This window comes from Phenylobacterium sp. (assembly GCF_046290725.1).
GTDB lineage: Bacteria > Pseudomonadota > Alphaproteobacteria > Caulobacterales > Caulobacteraceae > Phenylobacterium.
Window position 1 is genome coordinate 95,065 of the sequence record NZ_JBKBUH010000004.1, and the last position, 16,750, is coordinate 111,814.

Annotated in this window: 17 protein-coding genes; 7 read left to right on the plus strand and 10 right to left on the minus strand. The window is 69.3% G+C overall.

What is annotated here, in order from left to right; all coding sequences use genetic code 11:
• Positions 1–2: 2 nt before the first annotated feature.
• Positions 3–698, minus strand: coding sequence for a M23 family metallopeptidase (locus tag ACK41C_RS18995; protein ID WP_409657726.1), 696 nt, complete (start codon positions 696–698; stop codon positions 3–5).
• Positions 699–889: 191 nt separating this feature from the next.
• Here ACK41C_RS18995 and ACK41C_RS19000 point away from each other — a divergent pair, with 191 nt between their 5' ends.
• On the plus strand, positions 890–1,717 hold the full coding sequence (locus tag ACK41C_RS19000; protein ID WP_409657729.1) for an acyl-CoA thioesterase: 828 nt from the start codon (positions 890–892) through the stop codon (positions 1,715–1,717).
• On the opposite strand, the gene ACK41C_RS19005 is transcribed toward ACK41C_RS19000, so the two are convergent.
• Genes ACK41C_RS19005 through ACK41C_RS19015 form a run of 3 tightly spaced genes read right to left on the minus strand, consistent with a single transcriptional unit; the run spans position 1,707 to position 3,537 of the window.
• On the minus strand, positions 1,707–2,033 hold the full coding sequence (locus ACK41C_RS19005; RefSeq protein WP_409657731.1) for a MazG nucleotide pyrophosphohydrolase domain-containing protein: 327 nt from the start codon (positions 2,031–2,033) through the stop codon (positions 1,707–1,709). The genes ACK41C_RS19000 and ACK41C_RS19005 overlap by 11 nt on opposite strands.
• Before the next feature lie 8 nt (positions 2,034–2,041).
• Entirely contained in the window at positions 2,042–2,770 is a 729-nt protein-coding gene (locus ACK41C_RS19010) for a ubiquinone/menaquinone biosynthesis methyltransferase (RefSeq protein WP_409657734.1), read from the minus strand.
• Positions 2,767–3,537: a methyltransferase gene (locus ACK41C_RS19015; RefSeq protein WP_409657737.1), complete on the minus strand. Its 771-nt coding sequence runs from the start codon at positions 3,535–3,537 to the stop codon at positions 2,767–2,769. The genes ACK41C_RS19010 and ACK41C_RS19015 overlap by 4 nt, the downstream gene beginning before the upstream one ends.
• Positions 3,538–3,649: 112 nt before the next feature.
• Between ACK41C_RS19015 and ACK41C_RS19020 the strand changes: the two genes are divergently transcribed.
• The gene (locus tag ACK41C_RS19020; RefSeq protein ID WP_409657740.1) at positions 3,650–4,666 is read left to right on the plus strand and encodes a polyprenyl synthetase family protein; all 1,017 of its coding nucleotides are present in this window, start codon (positions 3,650–3,652) and stop codon (positions 4,664–4,666) included.
• A 113-nt stretch (positions 4,667–4,779) separates the two neighbouring features.
• On the plus strand, positions 4,780–5,700 hold the full coding sequence (locus tag ACK41C_RS19025; RefSeq protein WP_409657743.1) for an iron-containing redox enzyme family protein: 921 nt from the start codon (positions 4,780–4,782) through the stop codon (positions 5,698–5,700).
• A gap of 7 nt (positions 5,701–5,707) precedes the next feature.
• Here ACK41C_RS19025 and fumC read toward each other — a convergent pair whose 3' ends face one another.
• On the minus strand, positions 5,708–7,099 hold the full coding sequence (fumC, locus tag ACK41C_RS19030; RefSeq protein WP_409657746.1) for a class II fumarate hydratase: 1,392 nt from the start codon (positions 7,097–7,099) through the stop codon (positions 5,708–5,710).
• A gap of 83 nt (positions 7,100–7,182) precedes the next feature.
• Here fumC and ACK41C_RS19035 point away from each other — a divergent pair, with 83 nt between their 5' ends.
• The gene (locus ACK41C_RS19035) at positions 7,183–7,572 is read left to right on the plus strand and encodes a RusA family crossover junction endodeoxyribonuclease (RefSeq protein WP_409657749.1); all 390 of its coding nucleotides are present in this window, start codon (positions 7,183–7,185) and stop codon (positions 7,570–7,572) included.
• A gap of 63 nt (positions 7,573–7,635) precedes the next feature.
• Here the strand turns inward: ACK41C_RS19035 and ACK41C_RS19040 are convergent, their stop codons facing one another.
• The 4 genes from ACK41C_RS19040 to ACK41C_RS19055 all read right to left on the minus strand — a co-directional run bounded on the left by ACK41C_RS19040 (position 7,636) and on the right by ACK41C_RS19055 (position 11,702).
• Complete coding sequence (locus ACK41C_RS19040; protein ID WP_409657751.1) at positions 7,636–7,923, minus strand: DUF1153 domain-containing protein; 288 nt, start codon at positions 7,921–7,923, stop codon at positions 7,636–7,638.
• A 167-nt stretch (positions 7,924–8,090) separates the two neighbouring features.
• Entirely contained in the window at positions 8,091–9,482 is a 1,392-nt protein-coding gene (locus tag ACK41C_RS19045) for a flagellar hook protein FlgE (RefSeq protein WP_409657754.1), read from the minus strand.
• A gap of 54 nt (positions 9,483–9,536) precedes the next feature.
• On the minus strand, positions 9,537–10,250 hold the full coding sequence (locus tag ACK41C_RS19050; protein WP_409657757.1) for a flagellar hook assembly protein FlgD: 714 nt from the start codon (positions 10,248–10,250) through the stop codon (positions 9,537–9,539).
• 9 nt (positions 10,251–10,259) lie between these two features.
• On the minus strand, positions 10,260–11,702 hold the full coding sequence (locus ACK41C_RS19055; RefSeq protein ID WP_409657760.1) for a flagellar hook-length control protein FliK: 1,443 nt from the start codon (positions 11,700–11,702) through the stop codon (positions 10,260–10,262).
• A gap of 403 nt (positions 11,703–12,105) precedes the next feature.
• Here ACK41C_RS19055 and flgK point away from each other — a divergent pair, with 403 nt between their 5' ends.
• A complete protein-coding gene (flgK, locus tag ACK41C_RS19060) occupies positions 12,106–14,202 on the plus strand; it encodes a flagellar hook-associated protein FlgK (protein WP_409657763.1) in 2,097 nt (698 codons plus the stop codon).
• An 11-nt stretch (positions 14,203–14,213) separates the two neighbouring features.
• Complete coding sequence (locus ACK41C_RS19065; RefSeq protein WP_409657766.1) at positions 14,214–15,143, plus strand: flagellin; 930 nt, start codon at positions 14,214–14,216, stop codon at positions 15,141–15,143.
• A 9-nt stretch (positions 15,144–15,152) separates the two neighbouring features.
• On the opposite strand, the gene ACK41C_RS19070 is transcribed toward ACK41C_RS19065, so the two are convergent.
• Positions 15,153–15,338 (minus strand): hypothetical protein, encoded by a 186-nt coding sequence (locus ACK41C_RS19070; protein ID WP_409657769.1) that lies wholly within the window; start codon positions 15,336–15,338, stop codon positions 15,153–15,155.
• Between the two features lie 208 nt (positions 15,339–15,546).
• Between ACK41C_RS19070 and mnmA the strand changes: the two genes are divergently transcribed.
• Complete coding sequence (gene mnmA / locus ACK41C_RS19075; RefSeq protein WP_409657772.1) at positions 15,547–16,707, plus strand: tRNA 2-thiouridine(34) synthase MnmA; 1,161 nt, start codon at positions 15,547–15,549, stop codon at positions 16,705–16,707.
• Positions 16,708–16,750 lie beyond the last annotated feature (43 nt).

The following is a 16,750-nucleotide window of genomic DNA, read 5'->3' on the forward strand; positions in this document are numbered from 1 at the left end:
CGTCAGTCGCCGGCCTCGACGACCACCTCCCGGGCGGCCAGCACGGCCGCGGCGTCGAAGCGCCGGCCCTTCGGGCCTGACAGCTCCAGGTGGACGTGATCGGTCATCCTGCCCGGATAGCGGCCCTGCAGGCTGATCGCCCGGCCGATGGCGGCGCCCAGGCGCACGGGTTGGCCGACTTCGACGGTGGGATCGACATAGAAGACGCGCGCCTGGTAGCCCAGCGCCGGATTGGTGATCTCCACAAAGGTCAGCTCCGGCGCGCTGGCGTAGGCGAAGCCGATCTTGGTGACGAAGCCGGAGATCGGCGCGACCACCTCCTGGCCGGCCTCCGCTGCGTAGTCCACGCCCTCGTGGGCGCGGGAGCCGCCGTCGCGGCGGGCGCCGAAGTGGCCGTAGCCATAGGCGTCGGCCGTGCGCGGCGCGTTTCCGGTGGGGTTGGCGAAATCCGGCGCGCCGTCGCCGTCCACGTCCCGACCGTCCCAGACGACCTCGATCCGCGGCGGGGGCGGAGCGTCGGCCGGCTTGGGGGCGACGAGCGAGGCGAAGGCGGCGCGGGGCTCGCCCGGCAGGGCGATGCCGGCCGCACGGGCCGCGGCCTGCAGGGGGGCCGCGACCAGGAGGGTGGCGGCGAGGGTGAGGCCGGTCCGCAGGAGCCAGGCGCGCAGCGGTGCGTGAGGCTGGGCGTCTCGCCCCATATCGTTCTTTCCCTTTTTCTCGTGGTGCGGGGCGGGCTTGGCGCCGCTTGTTTGCACACGGTCTGAAGTCTTGCCCCGGACCCATGTTATGGGAATTTATGGCTGCCGATCCGATGCGGCCCGATGACGCGCCAGGTTATGGACAACCACTGCGCCCCTGCGCAGCCTGTGTAAAAGCGCAGGATTCCCCGATGAGCGACACCCTCCTGAAGCCGCATCCGCTGGACGAGGCCACGTATCTTCGAAGCCTTGGCCCCGGACGGCTGGCGGGCCGAACCAGCGCCGCCTACTGGAACATGGCAGGACCGTTCGGCGGGACCACGGCGGCGATCCTGCTTCGCGCGGTGATGGAGCATCCCGATCGCCGCGGCCGGCCTGTCGCCCAGACCGTGAACTTCTGCGCGGCCGTGGCCGAGGGTGAGTTCGAGGTCCTGGTCCGCCTGGTCCGCGACGGCCGCTCCACCCAGCACTGGCTGGTGGAGCTCGTGCAGGGCGATGTGGTCGCCGCCACCGCCAGCACGGTCACGGGCCCCTCGCGCGAGACATGGTCGCATCGGCCGGGCGCTCCGCCGCCCATGCCGCCGTCGCAGGCCCTTGCGCCCCTGCCGACGGAAGGTCGCAACGCATGGCTGGGCCGCTACGAGTTCCGCTTCGAGCGCGGCGAGCCCATTCCCGGGCGCGCCAGCGCCGAGGCGCCGGCGCCGGCGCTGTCCCGCGCCTGGGTTCGCGACGCACCGCCCAGGCCGCTCGACTATGTGGCCCTGGCGGCCCTGGCCGACACCTTCGTGGTGAAGATCCTGCAGGTCCGCGGCGACATCCCGCCGGTCGCCACCGTCTCCATGACCACCTATTTCCTCGCCGACGAGGCGGAGATGGCGCGCCAGGGCGAGGACTATCTGCTCTGCACGGCCGACGCGCGGGCCTTCAAGCACGGCTTCAACGATCAGACCGCCGAGCTCTGGTCGGCCGGGGGCGAGCTGCTGGCGGTGTCGAACCAGGTGGTGTGGTTCAAGGGTTGAGGCGCGCTCCGACGCCGGCTTCCAGTTCGTCCAGGGTGTTCAGGAACGCCGCTTCGAGATCGACGCCATAGAGCCGGGCCAAGACCAGCACGCTCCACAGGCAGTCGGCCAGTTCGTGGGCGAGACTGGCGTCGGCGTCGGGGATGTGGCGAACGCCTTCCTTGGCTTGGATCAGTTTCATCAGGTCGCCGACGTCGCCCAGGAACCCAAGAGCTACCTCCTGGCGGCTCCAGGGGCGGCCGTAACGCTGCGTTTCCAAGCGCGCATAGAGTTCGCGCAACGCCCAGGCGCGGTTCGAGAGAGCGGCCAGATCCATGAAACCTCCTATCCGCGCCGCGGCTTGCGCGCGTAGTGCAGGCTCACCACCCCGAAGGTCATTGGTTCGTACCCCACATCGGTGAAGCCGGCGGCCTCGATCTCCCCGGCGAAGGCGTCTGCGTCCGGAAAGGTGCGGATCCCCTTCAGAAGATAGTCGTAGGCGCCGCGGTCGCCGCCGGCCGCCAGCTGGGCCATCAGCGGCACGCACCAGGTCATGTATTCCAGATAGAGCGCCCGCAAGGCCGGGCTTCGCACCCGTCCGGCCTCCAGGCAGAAGAACAGGCCCCCGGGCCTGAGGACTCGCAGCGCCTCGCGCAGCACCGCCTTGCGGTCGCAGATCTTCATGGCCAGCGAGATGGAGACGATGTCGAAGGAATTGGCGGAGATCCCGGTCAGCCGTTCGGCGTCGGCCGTTCGGCAGCGCACGCCGGGCGCCTGGGCAAGCTTCTCGCGCGCCACCTCGAGCATGGCGGGGCTCAGGTCGGTCACCCACAGGCTCCGCCCCGCAAACTCGGGCCGCCGCAGCAGGCGGCGGGGGATGTCGCCGGTGCCGGAGGCGAGATCAAGCACCGAGGCGCCGCCGGCCTGGGCGATCCGCCGGGCCATGCGGGCCTTCCAGTACCGGTGGGCGCCGAGGCTGAAGAGATCGCAGAGCAGGTCGTAGCGCCGCGCGATCCGCGCGAATACGTCGTCCTCGCCTGGCCGGAACGCCGCGGCGTTCTCCGAAGCCGTCATCGGTCGCCCCAATCCAGCGCCGCCCGGCCGCGCAGAATCGCCTCGGCTGCGGGCGTGTGCTTGTCGCCGTTCCGGGGATGCAGCGCCAGCGGCGGCAAGAGTTGCAGGGGGGCCTTGCCGGTTTTGACCGCGCGGACCAGCACCCGCTTGGCCGGCGCGTCGGCGAAGGCCTGGATCGGGCGGATCTGGAAGGAGCCCGCCTTTGGCGCCAGCAGGGCGAGCAAGTCGGCCAGCCGGTCGGCCCGGTGGATCACCGTGATCGTGCCGCCCTCCCGCACCGCCTTGAGGAGGAAGCCCGTCCAGGCCGCCAGCCCGCCTTCGGCCATCCACGCGCCCTGCTTGGCCTTGGCGGGAGCCCTGAGCGTTCCCGGATCATCGAAGAAGGGCGGATTGGCCAGGGCGGCGTCGAACGGCGGCAGGCCCAGCGCCTTGAAGCCTGCGCCGACCTCGCCCTGCAGGACTAAGACGCGGTCGGTCAGGCCGTTTTCGGCGATATTCGCCGCGGCCAGCCGCACCGCCTCGGCGTCGCGCTCCATCCCGAGGAAGCTCGTCTCCGGACGCCGCACGGCGGCGGCCAGCAGGGCGCCGCCCACGCCGCAGCCGGGCTCGATCACCCGCGCCCGCGGCGGCGCGTCACAGGCCGCAGCCAGCAGCGCCGCATCCATGCCCGCGCGGTAGCCGCCGGCCGGCTGACGCAGGCGGATGCGGCCGTCGAGCAGCCGATCCTGGGTCGCCGAAGCGACTTCGGGTTGCGGGTCGATTTCCATGTCGCCTCGGAGGCTTGCGCGGGTTGACCGTGCCCTATCGCGTGACCATTGTCCCCCGCAAACGCCGACCCTCGAAACGTCCCCTTCGTCGGCCCCTTGGAGTTCCACCCCGTTGGACGCAGCCAGCGCCGCCGTCGCCCCCAAGAAGCCCGCTTCCATCGAGGGCCTGCTGGAGCTTGCGCGTCCCGACATGGCCAAGGTCGACGCCCTGATCCGCGAACGGATGCAGAGCCCGGTGTCGGTGATTCCCGCCTTGGCCGAGCATCTGGTCGGTGGTTCGGCCAAGCGGCTCCGGCCCCTGCTGACCATCGCCGCCGCGCGGGTGGCCGGGGCGCAGGACGACGCCTGCCTCAAGCTGGCGGCGGCGGTGGAGTTCATTCACACCGCCACTCTGCTGCACGATGACGTGGTGGATTCCTCACAGCTGCGCCGGGGCAAGGTGGCGGCTCACCTGATCTGGGGGGCGCCGGCGAGCGTCCTGGTCGGCGACTTCCTGTTCGCCCGCGCCTTCGAGCTGATGGTCGAGGCCGGGTCCATGGCTGCGCTCGAGATCCTGGCCCGCGCCAGCCGGGTGATCGCCGAGGGCGAGGTGTTGCAGCTGACGCGCGCCCACGACCTCAATCTCTCCCAAGAGCTCTATCTGGAGATCATTCGCGCCAAGACCGCGGAGCTGTTCGCCGCCGCCGCCGAGGCCGGCGCGGTCTCGGCCGGCGCTTCGCCCGCGCACTGCAAGGCCTTGCGCAAGTTCGGCCAGGATCTCGGCCTCGCCTTCCAGCTGGTGGACGACGCCCTGGACTACAGCGGCGAGAGCCAGGAACTGGGCAAGAACCCGGGCGACGACTTCCGGGAAGGCAAGGCGACCTTGCCGCTGCTACTGGCGATCTCCCGCACCGGGGCGGCGGAAAAGGCGTTCTGGGACCGCGTCGTCGGTCGCCGCGAGCAGGCCGATGGCGATTTCGAGCGCGCGCGGGAACTGATCAGGATGTCCGGCGCCGATGCGGCCACCCTCGACCTCGCCGCCGAGTACGCCATCCGCGCCAAGGCCCAACTCGCCGATTTCGCCGCCAGCAACAGCTGGCGTCCTGCGCTCGAGGATCTCGCCGACTTCGCCGTCAGCCGCCGGATGTAGATCTGCGTCTGTGACGGCTGTCCGGCCGGTTTGTCGGCGGCTCGACAGAGGAACCCGATCACAACCTGCGCGCTTCCCCGCCCACGCGAGGGAGTAGAACGGTGTTTGCAGGTATGAGACTGGCGCGACTGGGCGAATTCTCGCCGGAGTTTCCGGACGCCGAGGCGCTGCATCTGGGCTTGGCCCATTGGAATCGACGCCGGCTGGCGGTGGCGACGCCGCACGCCGACTGGCGGGCGGAGTTGAACGAAGAATGCCGGATGAAGCGTCTCGAGGGCGCCTTCGTCGAGGCGTTCCGAGCCCATGTGGAGCCCCTGGTCTCGAATGTACCGTCCGACCCGGACGGTTTCGTGGCCTGGTTCGAAGGCCTGAAGGATGGCGGCCCCGGCCAGTGGGACCCCCTCTTCGCCTGGCTGGAGACGGACGCCTCGCTCGAGGACCTCAAGTGGTTCTTGACCCAGGAGGCCGCCGGCGAGGCCGGTTTCGACGACCTCGTGGCCATGACCCAGGTGAAGCTGCCGGTTCGGCCGAAGCTGGAGCTCGCCCGCAATTACTGGGACGAGATGGGCCGGGGGGCTGAGCGCGGCATGCACGGCCCGATGCTGGAGAAGACCACGCAGGTGCTGGGGCTGCAGCCTACCATCGAGACGACGCTCTGGCAGTCGCTGGCGCTCGCCAACACCATGACCGCCTTCGCCACCAACCGCCGCTATGTCTATCAGTCCATCGGCGCCCTGGGCGTGGTGGAGCTGACCGCGCCGACGCGGGTCGCCTGCGTGGCCGAGGGCCTCAAGCGCGCGGGCGTCGGGCCGGAGGGGCGCAAGTATTTCGCCCTCCATGCGCAACTGGACATCGAGCACTCCAAGGCCTGGAACGCCGAGGCGCTGGAGCCGCTGGTGGCGGAGACCCCCGGCTGCGCCCGGTTCCTCGCCGAAGGCGCGCTGATGCGCCTCATCTGCGGGGAGCAGTGCTTCGAGACCTACCGGGCCCATCTCTGGGCCCACACGCATCCGGTCGTCTACGCGGCGGAATAGCTCCGCCTCAACCCGGCGAGATCATCTTCTCCGGCCGTACGACGGCGTCGAACTCGGCGTCGGTGACGTAGCCGCCGCCGACGGCCTCCTCGCGCAGGGTGGTGCCGTTCTTGTGCGCCGTCTTGGCGATCTTGGCGGCGTTGTCGTAGCCGATCTTGGGCGCCAGCGCCGTCACCAGCATCAGCGAGCGTTCCAGAGCCGCCTTGATGTTGTCTTCGCGCGCCTCGATGCCGACCACGCAGTTGTCGGTGAAGGAGATCGCCGCGTCGGCCAACAACCGGCAGGACTGCAGGAAGTTGTAGGCCATCACCGGGTTGAAGACGTTGAGTTCGAAGTGGCCCGAGGCGCCGGCCATGGTCATGGTCGCCTGGTTGCCGAACACCTGGGTGCAGACCATGGTCAGGGCCTCGCACTGGGTGGGGTTCACCTTGCCCGGCATGATCGAGGAGCCGGGCTCGTTCTCCGGCAGGGCCAGTTCGCCCAGGCCTGAGCGGGGGCCGGAACCCAGGAAGCGGATGTCGTTGGCGATCTTGAACAGAGAGCCGGCGACGGTGTTGAGAGCGCCGTGGCTGTAGACCATGGCGTCGTGAGCGGCGAGCGCCTCGAACTTGTTGGGCGCGGTCACGAAGGGCAGGCGGGTGATGTCGGCGATCTTCTGGGCCACCAGCTCGGCGAAGCCGACCGGCGCGTTCAGGCCGGTGCCGACCGCGGTGCCGCCCTGGGCCAGTTCGTAGAGGCCGTAGAGGCTTTCCTTGATCCGCCGCACGCCGTTGGCGACCTGCTGGGAATAGCCGGAGAACTCCTGGCCCAGGGTCAGGGGCGTGGCGTCCTGGGTGTGGGTCCGCCCGATCTTGATGATGTGGGCGAAGGCTTCGGTCTTGGCCTTCAGCGCCGCGTGCAGGTGCTCCAGCGCCGGCATGACGCCGCGCGCCACCTCCTCGGCCGCGGCGATGTGCATCGCCGTCGGATAGGTGTCGTTGGACGACTGGCTCATATTGACGTGGTCGTTCGGATGGACCGGGCTCTTGGAGCCCATCTGGCCGCCCAGCATCTCGATGGCGCGGTTCGAGATCACCTCGTTGGCGTTCATGTTCGACTGGGTGCCCGAGCCTGTCTGCCAGACCACCAGCGGGAAGTGGTCGTCGAGCTTGCCGTCGATCACCTCCTGGGCGGCGGCCACGATGGCCGCGCCGATCTTCGGATCCAGCCGGCCGAGCTCCATGTTCGCCTCGGCCGCGGCGCGCTTGACCACCCCCAGGGCGCGGATGACGGGTTTGGGCTGCTTCTCCCAGCCGATCTTGAAGTTGCCGATGGAGCGCTGGGTCTGGGCGCCCCAATAGCGGTCGGCCGGGACCTCGATGGGTCCGAAGGTGTCGGTTTCGACGCGGGTGCCGGTCATGCGCGGATGTCTCCCATCAGGTCCGGCGTCGGTTTAACGATCAGGCGCGAGACTGCAAGGCGGGTTCGGTCGTAAGGAGGGCCATGGACGGCGACTGGATCCAGCACGGCAAGGTGCGCGCCCGCGAGGCGGCGGGCGAGATCGAGATCACGATCGACGGGCTCACCACCCAGGCGCGCTACTACAAGCCGCTGATCTACGAGTTCTTCCGCAAGGCCTGGCGCGGCTCGCGGCCAGGCTGGGGGGAATTCTCGGTAGAGATCGCCATGGACTATGTCGGCGACCCGCCCTGGCTCGACCTCGACAACCTGGCCAAGGCCATCCTCGATGGGATCAAGGGCTATGTCTTCCAGGACGACGCCCAGGTGGCCCGGCTGCTGGTCGAGCGGCGGGCCGGGGAACGGGAGCGGATCACCGTCGTCGTCCGGAAGATTTCGGAGCACAGCGGGCTTGGGGCCCGCTTCCAGCGCTGATCCAGACGCAAAACGGCCGCGCACCAGGCGCGGCCGCGTGAGTTTCGAAATTCCGAAAGGGGATCAGCGATACTGCTGCAGACGGGTGGTGCGCAGGCCGGCCAGGCCGTGGCGGTCGATGGACTTCTGCCAGGCGAGGAATTCCTCGCTGGTCAGCGAGTAGCGCTCGCACGCCTCTTCCAGCGTCAGCAGGCCGCCGCGCACCGCGGCCACCACCTCGGCCTTGCGCCGGATCACCCACCGGCCGGTGTCGGGCGGCGGCAGGTCCTTGAGCGTCAGGGGCGCGCCCGTGGGACCGATCACATACGGCTCGCCGCGGCTGTTCGTGCGCGTCTGCTGTTGTTGCAACATGGCTTTACGCCTTTCCCACCATCACAGTTCGGCAGGACTGTACGCACCGGGACATAACATCCGGTGAATCCCAATAGTAAAGGAAAGGTTTACCATCGGCCTTCCCGTGTATGATTTTGGAACAGTCCAAGTTGTTGCTACCAGTTAAAGAGGATTAACGCCGCGGCTTATCTCTTGATGTTGATGAGTTCATCCAACATCTGATCGGCCGTGGTGATGATCTTCGAGCAGGCCGAGTAAGCTTTCTGAGTGGTGATCAAGCCGGTGAATTCGGACGACAGGTCGACCGTCGAAGCCTCCAGGGTGGAGGGTGCGATAGCGCCGGCGCCGCCGGTGCCGGGCTGTTTCACCGCGAACTCGCCCGACTTGATGGTGGCCCGATAGGCGTTGCCGCTCACCGGCTGCAGGCCGTCCGGATTGGGGAAGGTGGCCAGGCCGATCATGGCGATCTTGCGGATTTCGGAGTTGTCGAAGACGGCCGAGACCACGCCGTCCTCGCCGACCTGCACGCCGACCACGGTGCCGACCGTGGCGCCGTCGGGGTTCACCGAATTGACGACCGAGGACGAGGCGTATTGGGTCAGCCGCGCCAGGTCGAGCGTGATGTTCGAAGCTTCGATGCCGAGATTGGCGGCCCAGGCGGGCTGGGCGCCGCCGGAGGCGTCGAGGGCGATCAGCGGATTGGCGGGATCGGCGAACAGGGTCGTGTTCAACGGATCGAGATCCATGGTGCCGTCGGGATTGAACGCCACGTTCCCGGACATGATCAGGCCGTCGTTGTCGGCGGAGTCCACGTCGCCGGCGGGGATGGAGTAGATTTCGGCGTGCCAGGTGTTCACCGCCGGAGCGTCGGCCTTCAGAAAGGCCATGGCGATGCGGTGCGTGCCGCCGGCCGAGTCGACCACGTTCATCTCGATGGTGAAGTCCGGCTTCACCCCCGTCAGCGGGTCGTCGGCGTAGGAGGCCATGCGGCTGCCGGCCACCGCCGCGTCATAGGCGGCGATATCGGCGCTGACCGCCTGGTTCTTGTTCAGGTTGGCGTTGATGATGACGTTGCTCGACGCCTTCACCGCCCCGCCCAGGTCGCGGATGTTGATGGACTTCATCTTGGTCAGGTCCGACGGGCTGATGTCGATGCTGCCGTCGTCCTTGTAGTGCCAGCCCTGCAGATAGAGCCCGGCGTCGTTCACCAGATAGCCGTCCTCGTCGACGCTGAACGAGCCGGAGCGGGTGAAGACCCGGGTGTCGGCCGGCGTCAGGTTGGCGCCCTTGGTGGACACCACGAAGAAGCCGTCGCCGGAGATGCCGAGGTCGGTGGCCGACGAGGCGCTCTGGATCAGGCCCTGCTGGCCGATGAACTGACGGGTCACCGCCTGCACGCCGCCGGAGGAGTAGCGCCCCTTCACCGCCTGGGCGGTCACCACATTGGCGAAGTTCACCTGGTTGCGCTTGTAGGCGGTGGTGTTGACGTTGGCGATGTTGTCTGAGATCGCCGCCAGCGACGACGAGTTGGTGATTAGACCGGACACGCCGGCGAGCATGGCGCTGTTGATGCTCATGGGTTCTTGCCTTTTCTCACTCTCTTGTCGGGCGTCCGCATGTGCGGCCGATCCCTAGGCGGATTGTTGGGAGGACGGTTCGTCCTCATCGTCGTTGGCGGGCGGCTCGTTCTCGGCGGCCTTCACATCGGAGATGGAGGTGACCTTCTCCCAGCCGATCTGGACGCCGTTCACGGTGATCAGGGTCTTGCCGTCGGTCTGCTCGACGCCGGTCACCAAGCCCTTGACGAAGGGCGTGGCGCTGACCGCCGCTCCGGTGGAGTCCTTGGCTGTCACCCGCAGGGTGTAGGTTCCGCCGTTCTGGCGCTGGGCGCCCAGCAGGTCCTTGCCGTCCCAGGTGAAGGTGTGGTCCCCCGCGCCGTTCTCGGTCGGTTTCACGGTGCGGACCACGCGGCCGTACTCGTCCAGGACCTCCAGGGTCACGTCGCTGGCGTTGGCGCCCAGCTTGTAGGACCACTCGGCCTTGCCGTTCTGCAGCTTGGCGGTGTCGTGGACCGCGCGGACCTCCCGCCCCAGCAGGCTGACGGCGGTCTGGATGCCGGAACTGGTGTTCTGGATCAGCTTCTCCAGCAGGTCGTTGGTCAGCAGCTGCTGCTCCACGCCCGTCATCTGGACCAGCTGCTGGGTGAACTGGGTGGAGTCCATCGGCTTCAGCGGATCCTGGTTCTGGATCTGCGCCGTCAGCAGCTTCATGAAGGTGTCGTAGCTCTCGATGAGCCGGGTGCGGCCGGTGTCGGAGGCCGACGACGAAACGGGAGTGACGGCCATGGCGCTCTCCTAGACCCGGATGTCCACGCCGTCGGCGGGCCGGCTGCGATAGGCCAGCGCCGCTGTGGCCGCGGCCTCTGCGGCTTCGCCCGCAGTGTCGAGCAGGGCGTGGAACGCCCGCCCGCGCGAGGCGCCGTCGTGGAACTGCTGGTGCATGTCGCCCCGGCCCTGGCCGCGGTCGCCGGCGACGTCGAAGGTCAGGCTCCCGTTGGAGAGGTCGAACCCAGCCTGCTCCAGCGCCCGTTGCAGGTCGCCGCTGCGGCCGCGCAGCTCCGCCGCGGCGTGGGAGTTGTCGAAGGTCAGCGCCGCCACTAGCCGCCCGTGCGCCCCGATCTCGACGGCGACGTTCACCTGGCCCAGACCCGCCGGACGCAGCTGGACGTCGAACCGGGTGGTGCGGGCCTCCAGCTTCTTGACGATCTGGGCCGCCAGGTTGGCCACCGTCTCAGGCGAGCCGCGGACCGGAGCGGGCGGCTCGTGCGCCGGGGCGGCCGCCCGATGGCTCGGTCCTGCGGCGCCGGCTGTGGCGGAGGCCGTCTCGGACTTCTCGGCGACCGGCTCGGACTCGGCCTTGGGGGCGGCGGCGGTGACGGCCTCGGGCTTGGCGGTCGGCTCGGCGGCCTTCGCGGGATCGGCGGCGCGGGGGCTCGGGTTTACGCCGGCCTGTGCGGCCGGGGGCGCGGCCGGGGTCGGCGAAGCGGCCGGGCGCTGCGCTCGCGGCTCCTCGCCCGCCGAACCGGCGACACGCGCACGGAGGTCGGGGCTCGCCGTCTCGGCCTCCGCGTCCGCCTCGAGGGACGGCGTGCTTGTCGCGGGGGCGTCATCCTGGACCGGCGCGTCGGGTTCGGGGGCAGCCTCCGCCGGGGGGGCGGTCGGGGCCGTCGGGGCGGGCGCCGGAGACTGAGCCGCGGCGGCATGGGCCGGCGGGTTCCCGCGCGCCTGGGCGTGTTCGGCCGCCGGCGTCAGCTGCGCTTCGCGCGGCTTTTCAAGTCCGGGCGGCGTCGGCTTGGCCGCCGACGGTTCGGCCTCGACGTCGTCGGTTTCGCCCTTGGGCGGGGCGGTCCGACCGGAGGCCAGGGCGGCGATCTCGGAGCCGGGCGGCTGAGGCCGGGCCTTGGCCTCCGCGTGGCCCTCGGCGGGGACCGCGTCGGTCGGCTCGGCCGTCTCGCCCTCCGGCTCCACGCCGGCCGCACCGGGCGGAGGCGGCGGAACGAAGGCGGCGGCGATGGCGGCCGTATCCACCGCCGGCAAGGTGTCGCCGGTCGGTTCGGCGGAGGAGGCCGGCTCTTCAGTCGAAGGCGCCGCGTCATCCGCCGGCGTCTCGCCGTCCAGCAGGGCGGCCATCAGAGCCTCGAAGCCGCCCGCAGCCTCGCCTTCGGGCGCAGCGCCCAGGGCGTTCGTCCCCGGCGACGCGGGGGCGGCGAACTGCAGGTTGAGAAGCGGAGCGGTCATCGAAAGGGTGCTCGGAGGCGGAAGCGAACGCGGCGCGTCCTGCGCCCGGGCCATTCGGAGGGGGCTCAGCAACCTCCGCGCCAGACGCCGGCATTTCAGATAACCATTTGAAAAACATGTGAAACTCTCGCCGCACTACCTTTTCGGCCAGGGCCAGCCGCGGAGCTTTTTGCCGGGCGCCCGGCGCCGGATGGGGCGTCCCTTGCCGAGCCGGGCGGGTGGCGGGTTCCGCCTTTCGAACGCTGGCGCCGCTCTTGCGCCTCAGATCGGCGACGCCCAGGGAGCCCGAGATGTCGGCTTTGAAAACAAAGGACTTTTCCGACGCTCCTTGCGCGCATGTTCACCATCGTCCCGGCAGATTTCGCCGGGTCGCGTCAGGCTTTGCCGAGCTGAGGGTTAATCCGTGTCCCTGACCGCAACGCTCAAGACCGCCTCGTCCGGACTGACCGCGGCGCAGATCGCCCTGCGCACGACCTCGGACAACATCGCCAACGTCAACACCCCCGGCTACGTCCGCAAGGTGGTCGATCAGGCCCAGCTGATGGTGGGCGGCGTCGGCATGGGCGTCGAGGTCTCGGGCGTCAAGCGGGTGTCCGATCAGTACCTGCAGCTGGCGACGCTCTCCTCCACCTCGGACGCCCGCCGCTGGAGCGCGGTCTCGCAATATCTGGACAACGCCCAGGGCCTGTTCGGAAACCCCTCAACCGACAACTTCTTCTTCAAGCGGCTGGACGACATCTTCGCGGCCTTCGCAGCGGCGGCGGATGATCCGTCCTCCTCGCTGCTGCGCGGCCAGGCGCTCTCCAATATCGAGGACTTCCTCTCCGAGGCCTCGCGCATAGACACCCAGCTCGCCAGCCTCGGCGGAACGGTCGACGCCCAGATCTCCGCCGGCGTCGAACGAGTCAACCAGCTCCTCGACCAGATCAACCGGCTGAACGTCGACATCAGCCGCGCCAAGGTGAGCAACGCCGACGCCTCGGGCGCCGAGAACATCCAGAGCCAGCTCATCGATGAGCTGGCGACCCTCATCAATATCAACGTCACCGGCAAATCCACCGGCGGGGTGACGATCCGCTCGACCGAGGGCGTCCTGCTGGCCGGCGACGGCCAGGCCGCCAAGCTCAGCTACAACCGCACCGCCACCACCAAGGGCTACATCGCGGTGGAGCCGATCAACGGGATCGGCTTCTCCCAGCCGATCCAGATCTCCGGCGGCGAAGTCCGCGGACTGCTGGACCTTCGCGACGACGTGCTTCCGGGCCTGGCCGATCAGCTTGCGGAGTTCATGACCCGTGCGGCCGAGCGGATCAACGCCGCCCACAACGCCTCCACCGCCGCCCCGGCCCCCAACACCCTGACCGGCCGCAATACCGGCCTGGACCTGGAGACCGCGCTTTCCGGCTTCACGGGCCGGACCACCGTGGCGGTGGTCGATTCCGCCGGCGTCGTCCAGACCCAGGTCGAGATCGATTTCGACGCCATGACCATGACGCCGCCCGGCGCTCCCTTCGCCGGCGCGAGCTTCCTCGCCGACCTGAACGGCGCGCTCGGCGGGGCGGCCACCGCCAGCTTCAACAACGGCGTGCTGAGCCTCCAGGCGACCGGCGCCGGGAACGGCGTCGCGATCTCCGAAGGCACCTCGATGAAGGCCGGCCGCGCCTTCTCCCACTTCTTCGGGCTGAACGACCTGATCCGCTCCGACGGGATGATCAGCTACGAGACGGGGCTGGCGGCCGCCGATCCGCACGGCTTCACCGCGGGCCAGACCATCACCTTCCGCCTCGCCCAGGCCGACGGCAAGCCGATCCGGGACGTCACCGTCACCGTTCCGGCGGGCGGCACCATGGCCGACCTGCTGGCCGAGCTGAACTCCACCTCGCCGGGCGTCGGCACCTATGGCCAGTTCACCCTGGACTCCAGAGGGGCGCTGTCCTTCTCCGGCAATCCGCCGGTGAACGCCACGCTCTCGGTCACCAGCGACCTGACCCAGCGCGGCGCGGGCGGACCCTCGATCAGCCAGCTCTTCGGCCTGGGCGTGACCGAACGTTCCTCGCGCGTCGGCCTTTTGAAGGTCGATCCGACCATCAATTCCGACCCCATGCGCCTAGGCCTGGCGACGCTCGACCTTTCCGTCGCCGCGGGGCAGCCGGCGGTCACCGCCGGCGACGGGCGCGGAGCGCGACTGCTGGCCGCGGCCGGCGACGTCGCCACCAGCTTCCGCGCCGCCGGGGCCCTGGGCGCGGTGAACATGACGCTCAGCCGCTATGCGTCGGAGTTCGGCGGCTCCATCGGCCGCCAGGCCCAGGCGGCCGACACCCGCAAGCAGAGCGCCGAATCCGTCGCTAGCGAAGCTGTCGCCCGCCGCCAGTCCTTCGAGGGCGTGAACCTCGACGAGGAACTGGTGCGGCTGACCACTTATCAACAGGCCTTCAACGCTTCGGCCCGCATGATCCAGGCGGCCAAGGAGCTGTTCGACGTCCTGGTGAACATGATCTGAGGGGGATTGCGATGACCCGCGTCTCGACCGTCGCCAACTACAGCGTCGTGCTCGCCAACCTGCTGGCCGCGCAGAAGCGCCAGCTGGACGCCGGAACCATGGTGGCGACCCAGAAGAAGGGGTCGGACCTGAAGGCTTTCTCGCGCAACGCCGAGATGCTGACCGCCATGCGCTCGGTGGAGACGCGGCTGAGCGGTTTCCTCGAGCAGAACAAGCTGATCGCCGACAAGCTGACCACCCAGGATTTCGCGCTCAACCAGATCTCCGACGCCGCCGCGGCCACCAAGACGGCGCTGGAGGAGGCGCTGGCCACCGGCCGCACCGACACCCTGATGCAGGAGGTCGAGGCGCTGTTCCGCAACGCGGTGAGCGGCATGAACGCCCGCTATGGCGGCAAATACCTGTTCGCCGGCGGCAAGATCGACACTCTCCCGGTCACGGCGGAGTCGCTGGCGCAGCTGACCGCACCGCCGGCCGTGATCGCCGATTTCTTCCAGAACGACGCCTTTCTCGCCGAGCACAAGGTGGACGACGGCACCCTGGTCAAAGCCGGGATCCTGGCCAACGACATCGGGACCCAGCTGCTGACCGCCTACCAGACCATCCAGGCCTTCCAGGAGGGGCCGGATGGGCCGTTCGGCGGCACGCTCACGGACGCGCAACGTGACTTCATCCAGGGGGAGCTCGAGACCTGGAGCAAGCTGCACAGCGACATGGTCGACAAGACCGCCCGCAACGGCATGGTCCAGGCGCGGGTGGAGTCGGTTCGCACCGACCTGATCGCCCGCCGCGACAGCCTTATCGGCATGATCTCCGACATCACCGATGCGGACATGGCCGAGGCCGCCACCTTCCTGGAACAGGCGACGCTCTCCGTGCAGGCCTCCACCCAGGTCTTCCTGAGCCTGAAGGAAAGCTCGCTTCTGAACTTCCTCAAATAGAGGCGCCGCTCAGATCCTGAACTCCTCGCCCAGACGGGCGACGAGGCGCTCGCCCGCCCAGACCTCGACGGCGTAATTATTTTGCTTCAGGGCCTCGGCGTGGGCCAGCGCAGTGTTGTCGTCGGGATAGATGGCTTCCCGCGCATCGGCGACCCGTTCCTGCGGGCTCAGTACATAGAGGCGGTACGAATTCATGAGCCCCTCCTTTCCGGAGTCGTGTTTGGGGGGCGCGTCAGGGCAGCGCGGAGACGCCGCCGTATACTCACCGCTTCTTTTCGCATGATAGGCGAAAACGCCGGGCGGGGGGATCATGATTTCGTGTCGTCTTGAGCGTCGAGTTCCCGACTCTTCAAGAAGGCGCGGCGGCTCGCAAAGCCGATCCCGAAACGCTACATAGCGCCCCATGAACGCCCCGTTCGCCGACATCGCAGTGGAAGCCGCCAAGACCGCCGTGGGCCTGCCCGCCGGCGCGCGGGTGGTCGCGGCCATGTCCGGCGGGGTGGACTCCACCGTCACCGCCGCGCTGCTGGCGCGCGCCGGCTACGACGTGGTGGGCGTGACCCTGCAGCTCTACGACCACGGCGCGGCGATCCAGAAGAAGGGCGCCTGCTGCGCGGGCCAGGATATCCACGACGCCCGCACCGCCGCTGACGCCCTGAACATCCCGCACTACGTCCTCGACTACGAAAGCCGCTTCAAGCAGCAGGTCATCGAGGACTTCGCCGACGCTTATCTGCGGGGCGAGACGCCGATCCCCTGCGTGCGCTGCAACCAGACGGTCAAGTTCCGCGACCTGCTGGATGTCGCCCGCGACCTGGGCGCGGAAGCCATGGCCACCGGCCACTATGTGCGTCGCACGGTCGGGCCCGGCGGCCCGGAACTGCGGCGGGCGGCCGATCCCACGCGGGACCAGTCCTACTTCCTGTTCGCCACCACGCGCGAGCAGCTGGACTTCCTGCGCTTTCCGCTGGGCGGCTTGCCGAAGTCGGAAGTGCGGCGTGTGGCCGCCGAACTGGGCCTGGCCGTGGCCGACAAGCCCGACAGCCAGGACATCTGCTTCGTGCCGGAAGGCCGCTACACCACGGTGATCGACCGGCTGCGGCCGCACGGCGCCGAGCCGGGCGACATCGTCCACCTCGACGGCCGGGTGCTGGGCCGCCACGAGGGGGTGACCCGTTACACGATCGGCCAGCGCCGGGGCCTGAACGTGGCGGTGGGCGACCCGCTGTTCGTCGTCCGTATCGACGCCGACGCCCGCCAAGTGGTCGTGGGCCCTCGCGAGGCCCTGCTGACCTCGGCGCTCACGCTCAAGGAGACCAACTGGCTGGGCGAGGGCCAGAGCCTGGAGGCCGCGGCCGGCCGGCCGGTGCTGGCGCGGGTGCGCTCCACCCGCGAACCGGTTCCCGGGCGCCTCGCTGTCCTCGATGGCGCGCCGGGCGTCGCCCTGGACGCCCCGGAGGAGGGCGTGGCGCCCGGCCAGGCCTGCGTGCTCTACGCGCCCGAGGATCCGGACCGGGTGCTGGGCGGCGGCTTCATCGAGCGCACGGTCCGCGCCGCCGGCTGACGTTGGGGCGCCTTGCGCGGCGTCATGCTGCGGCGCACATGAG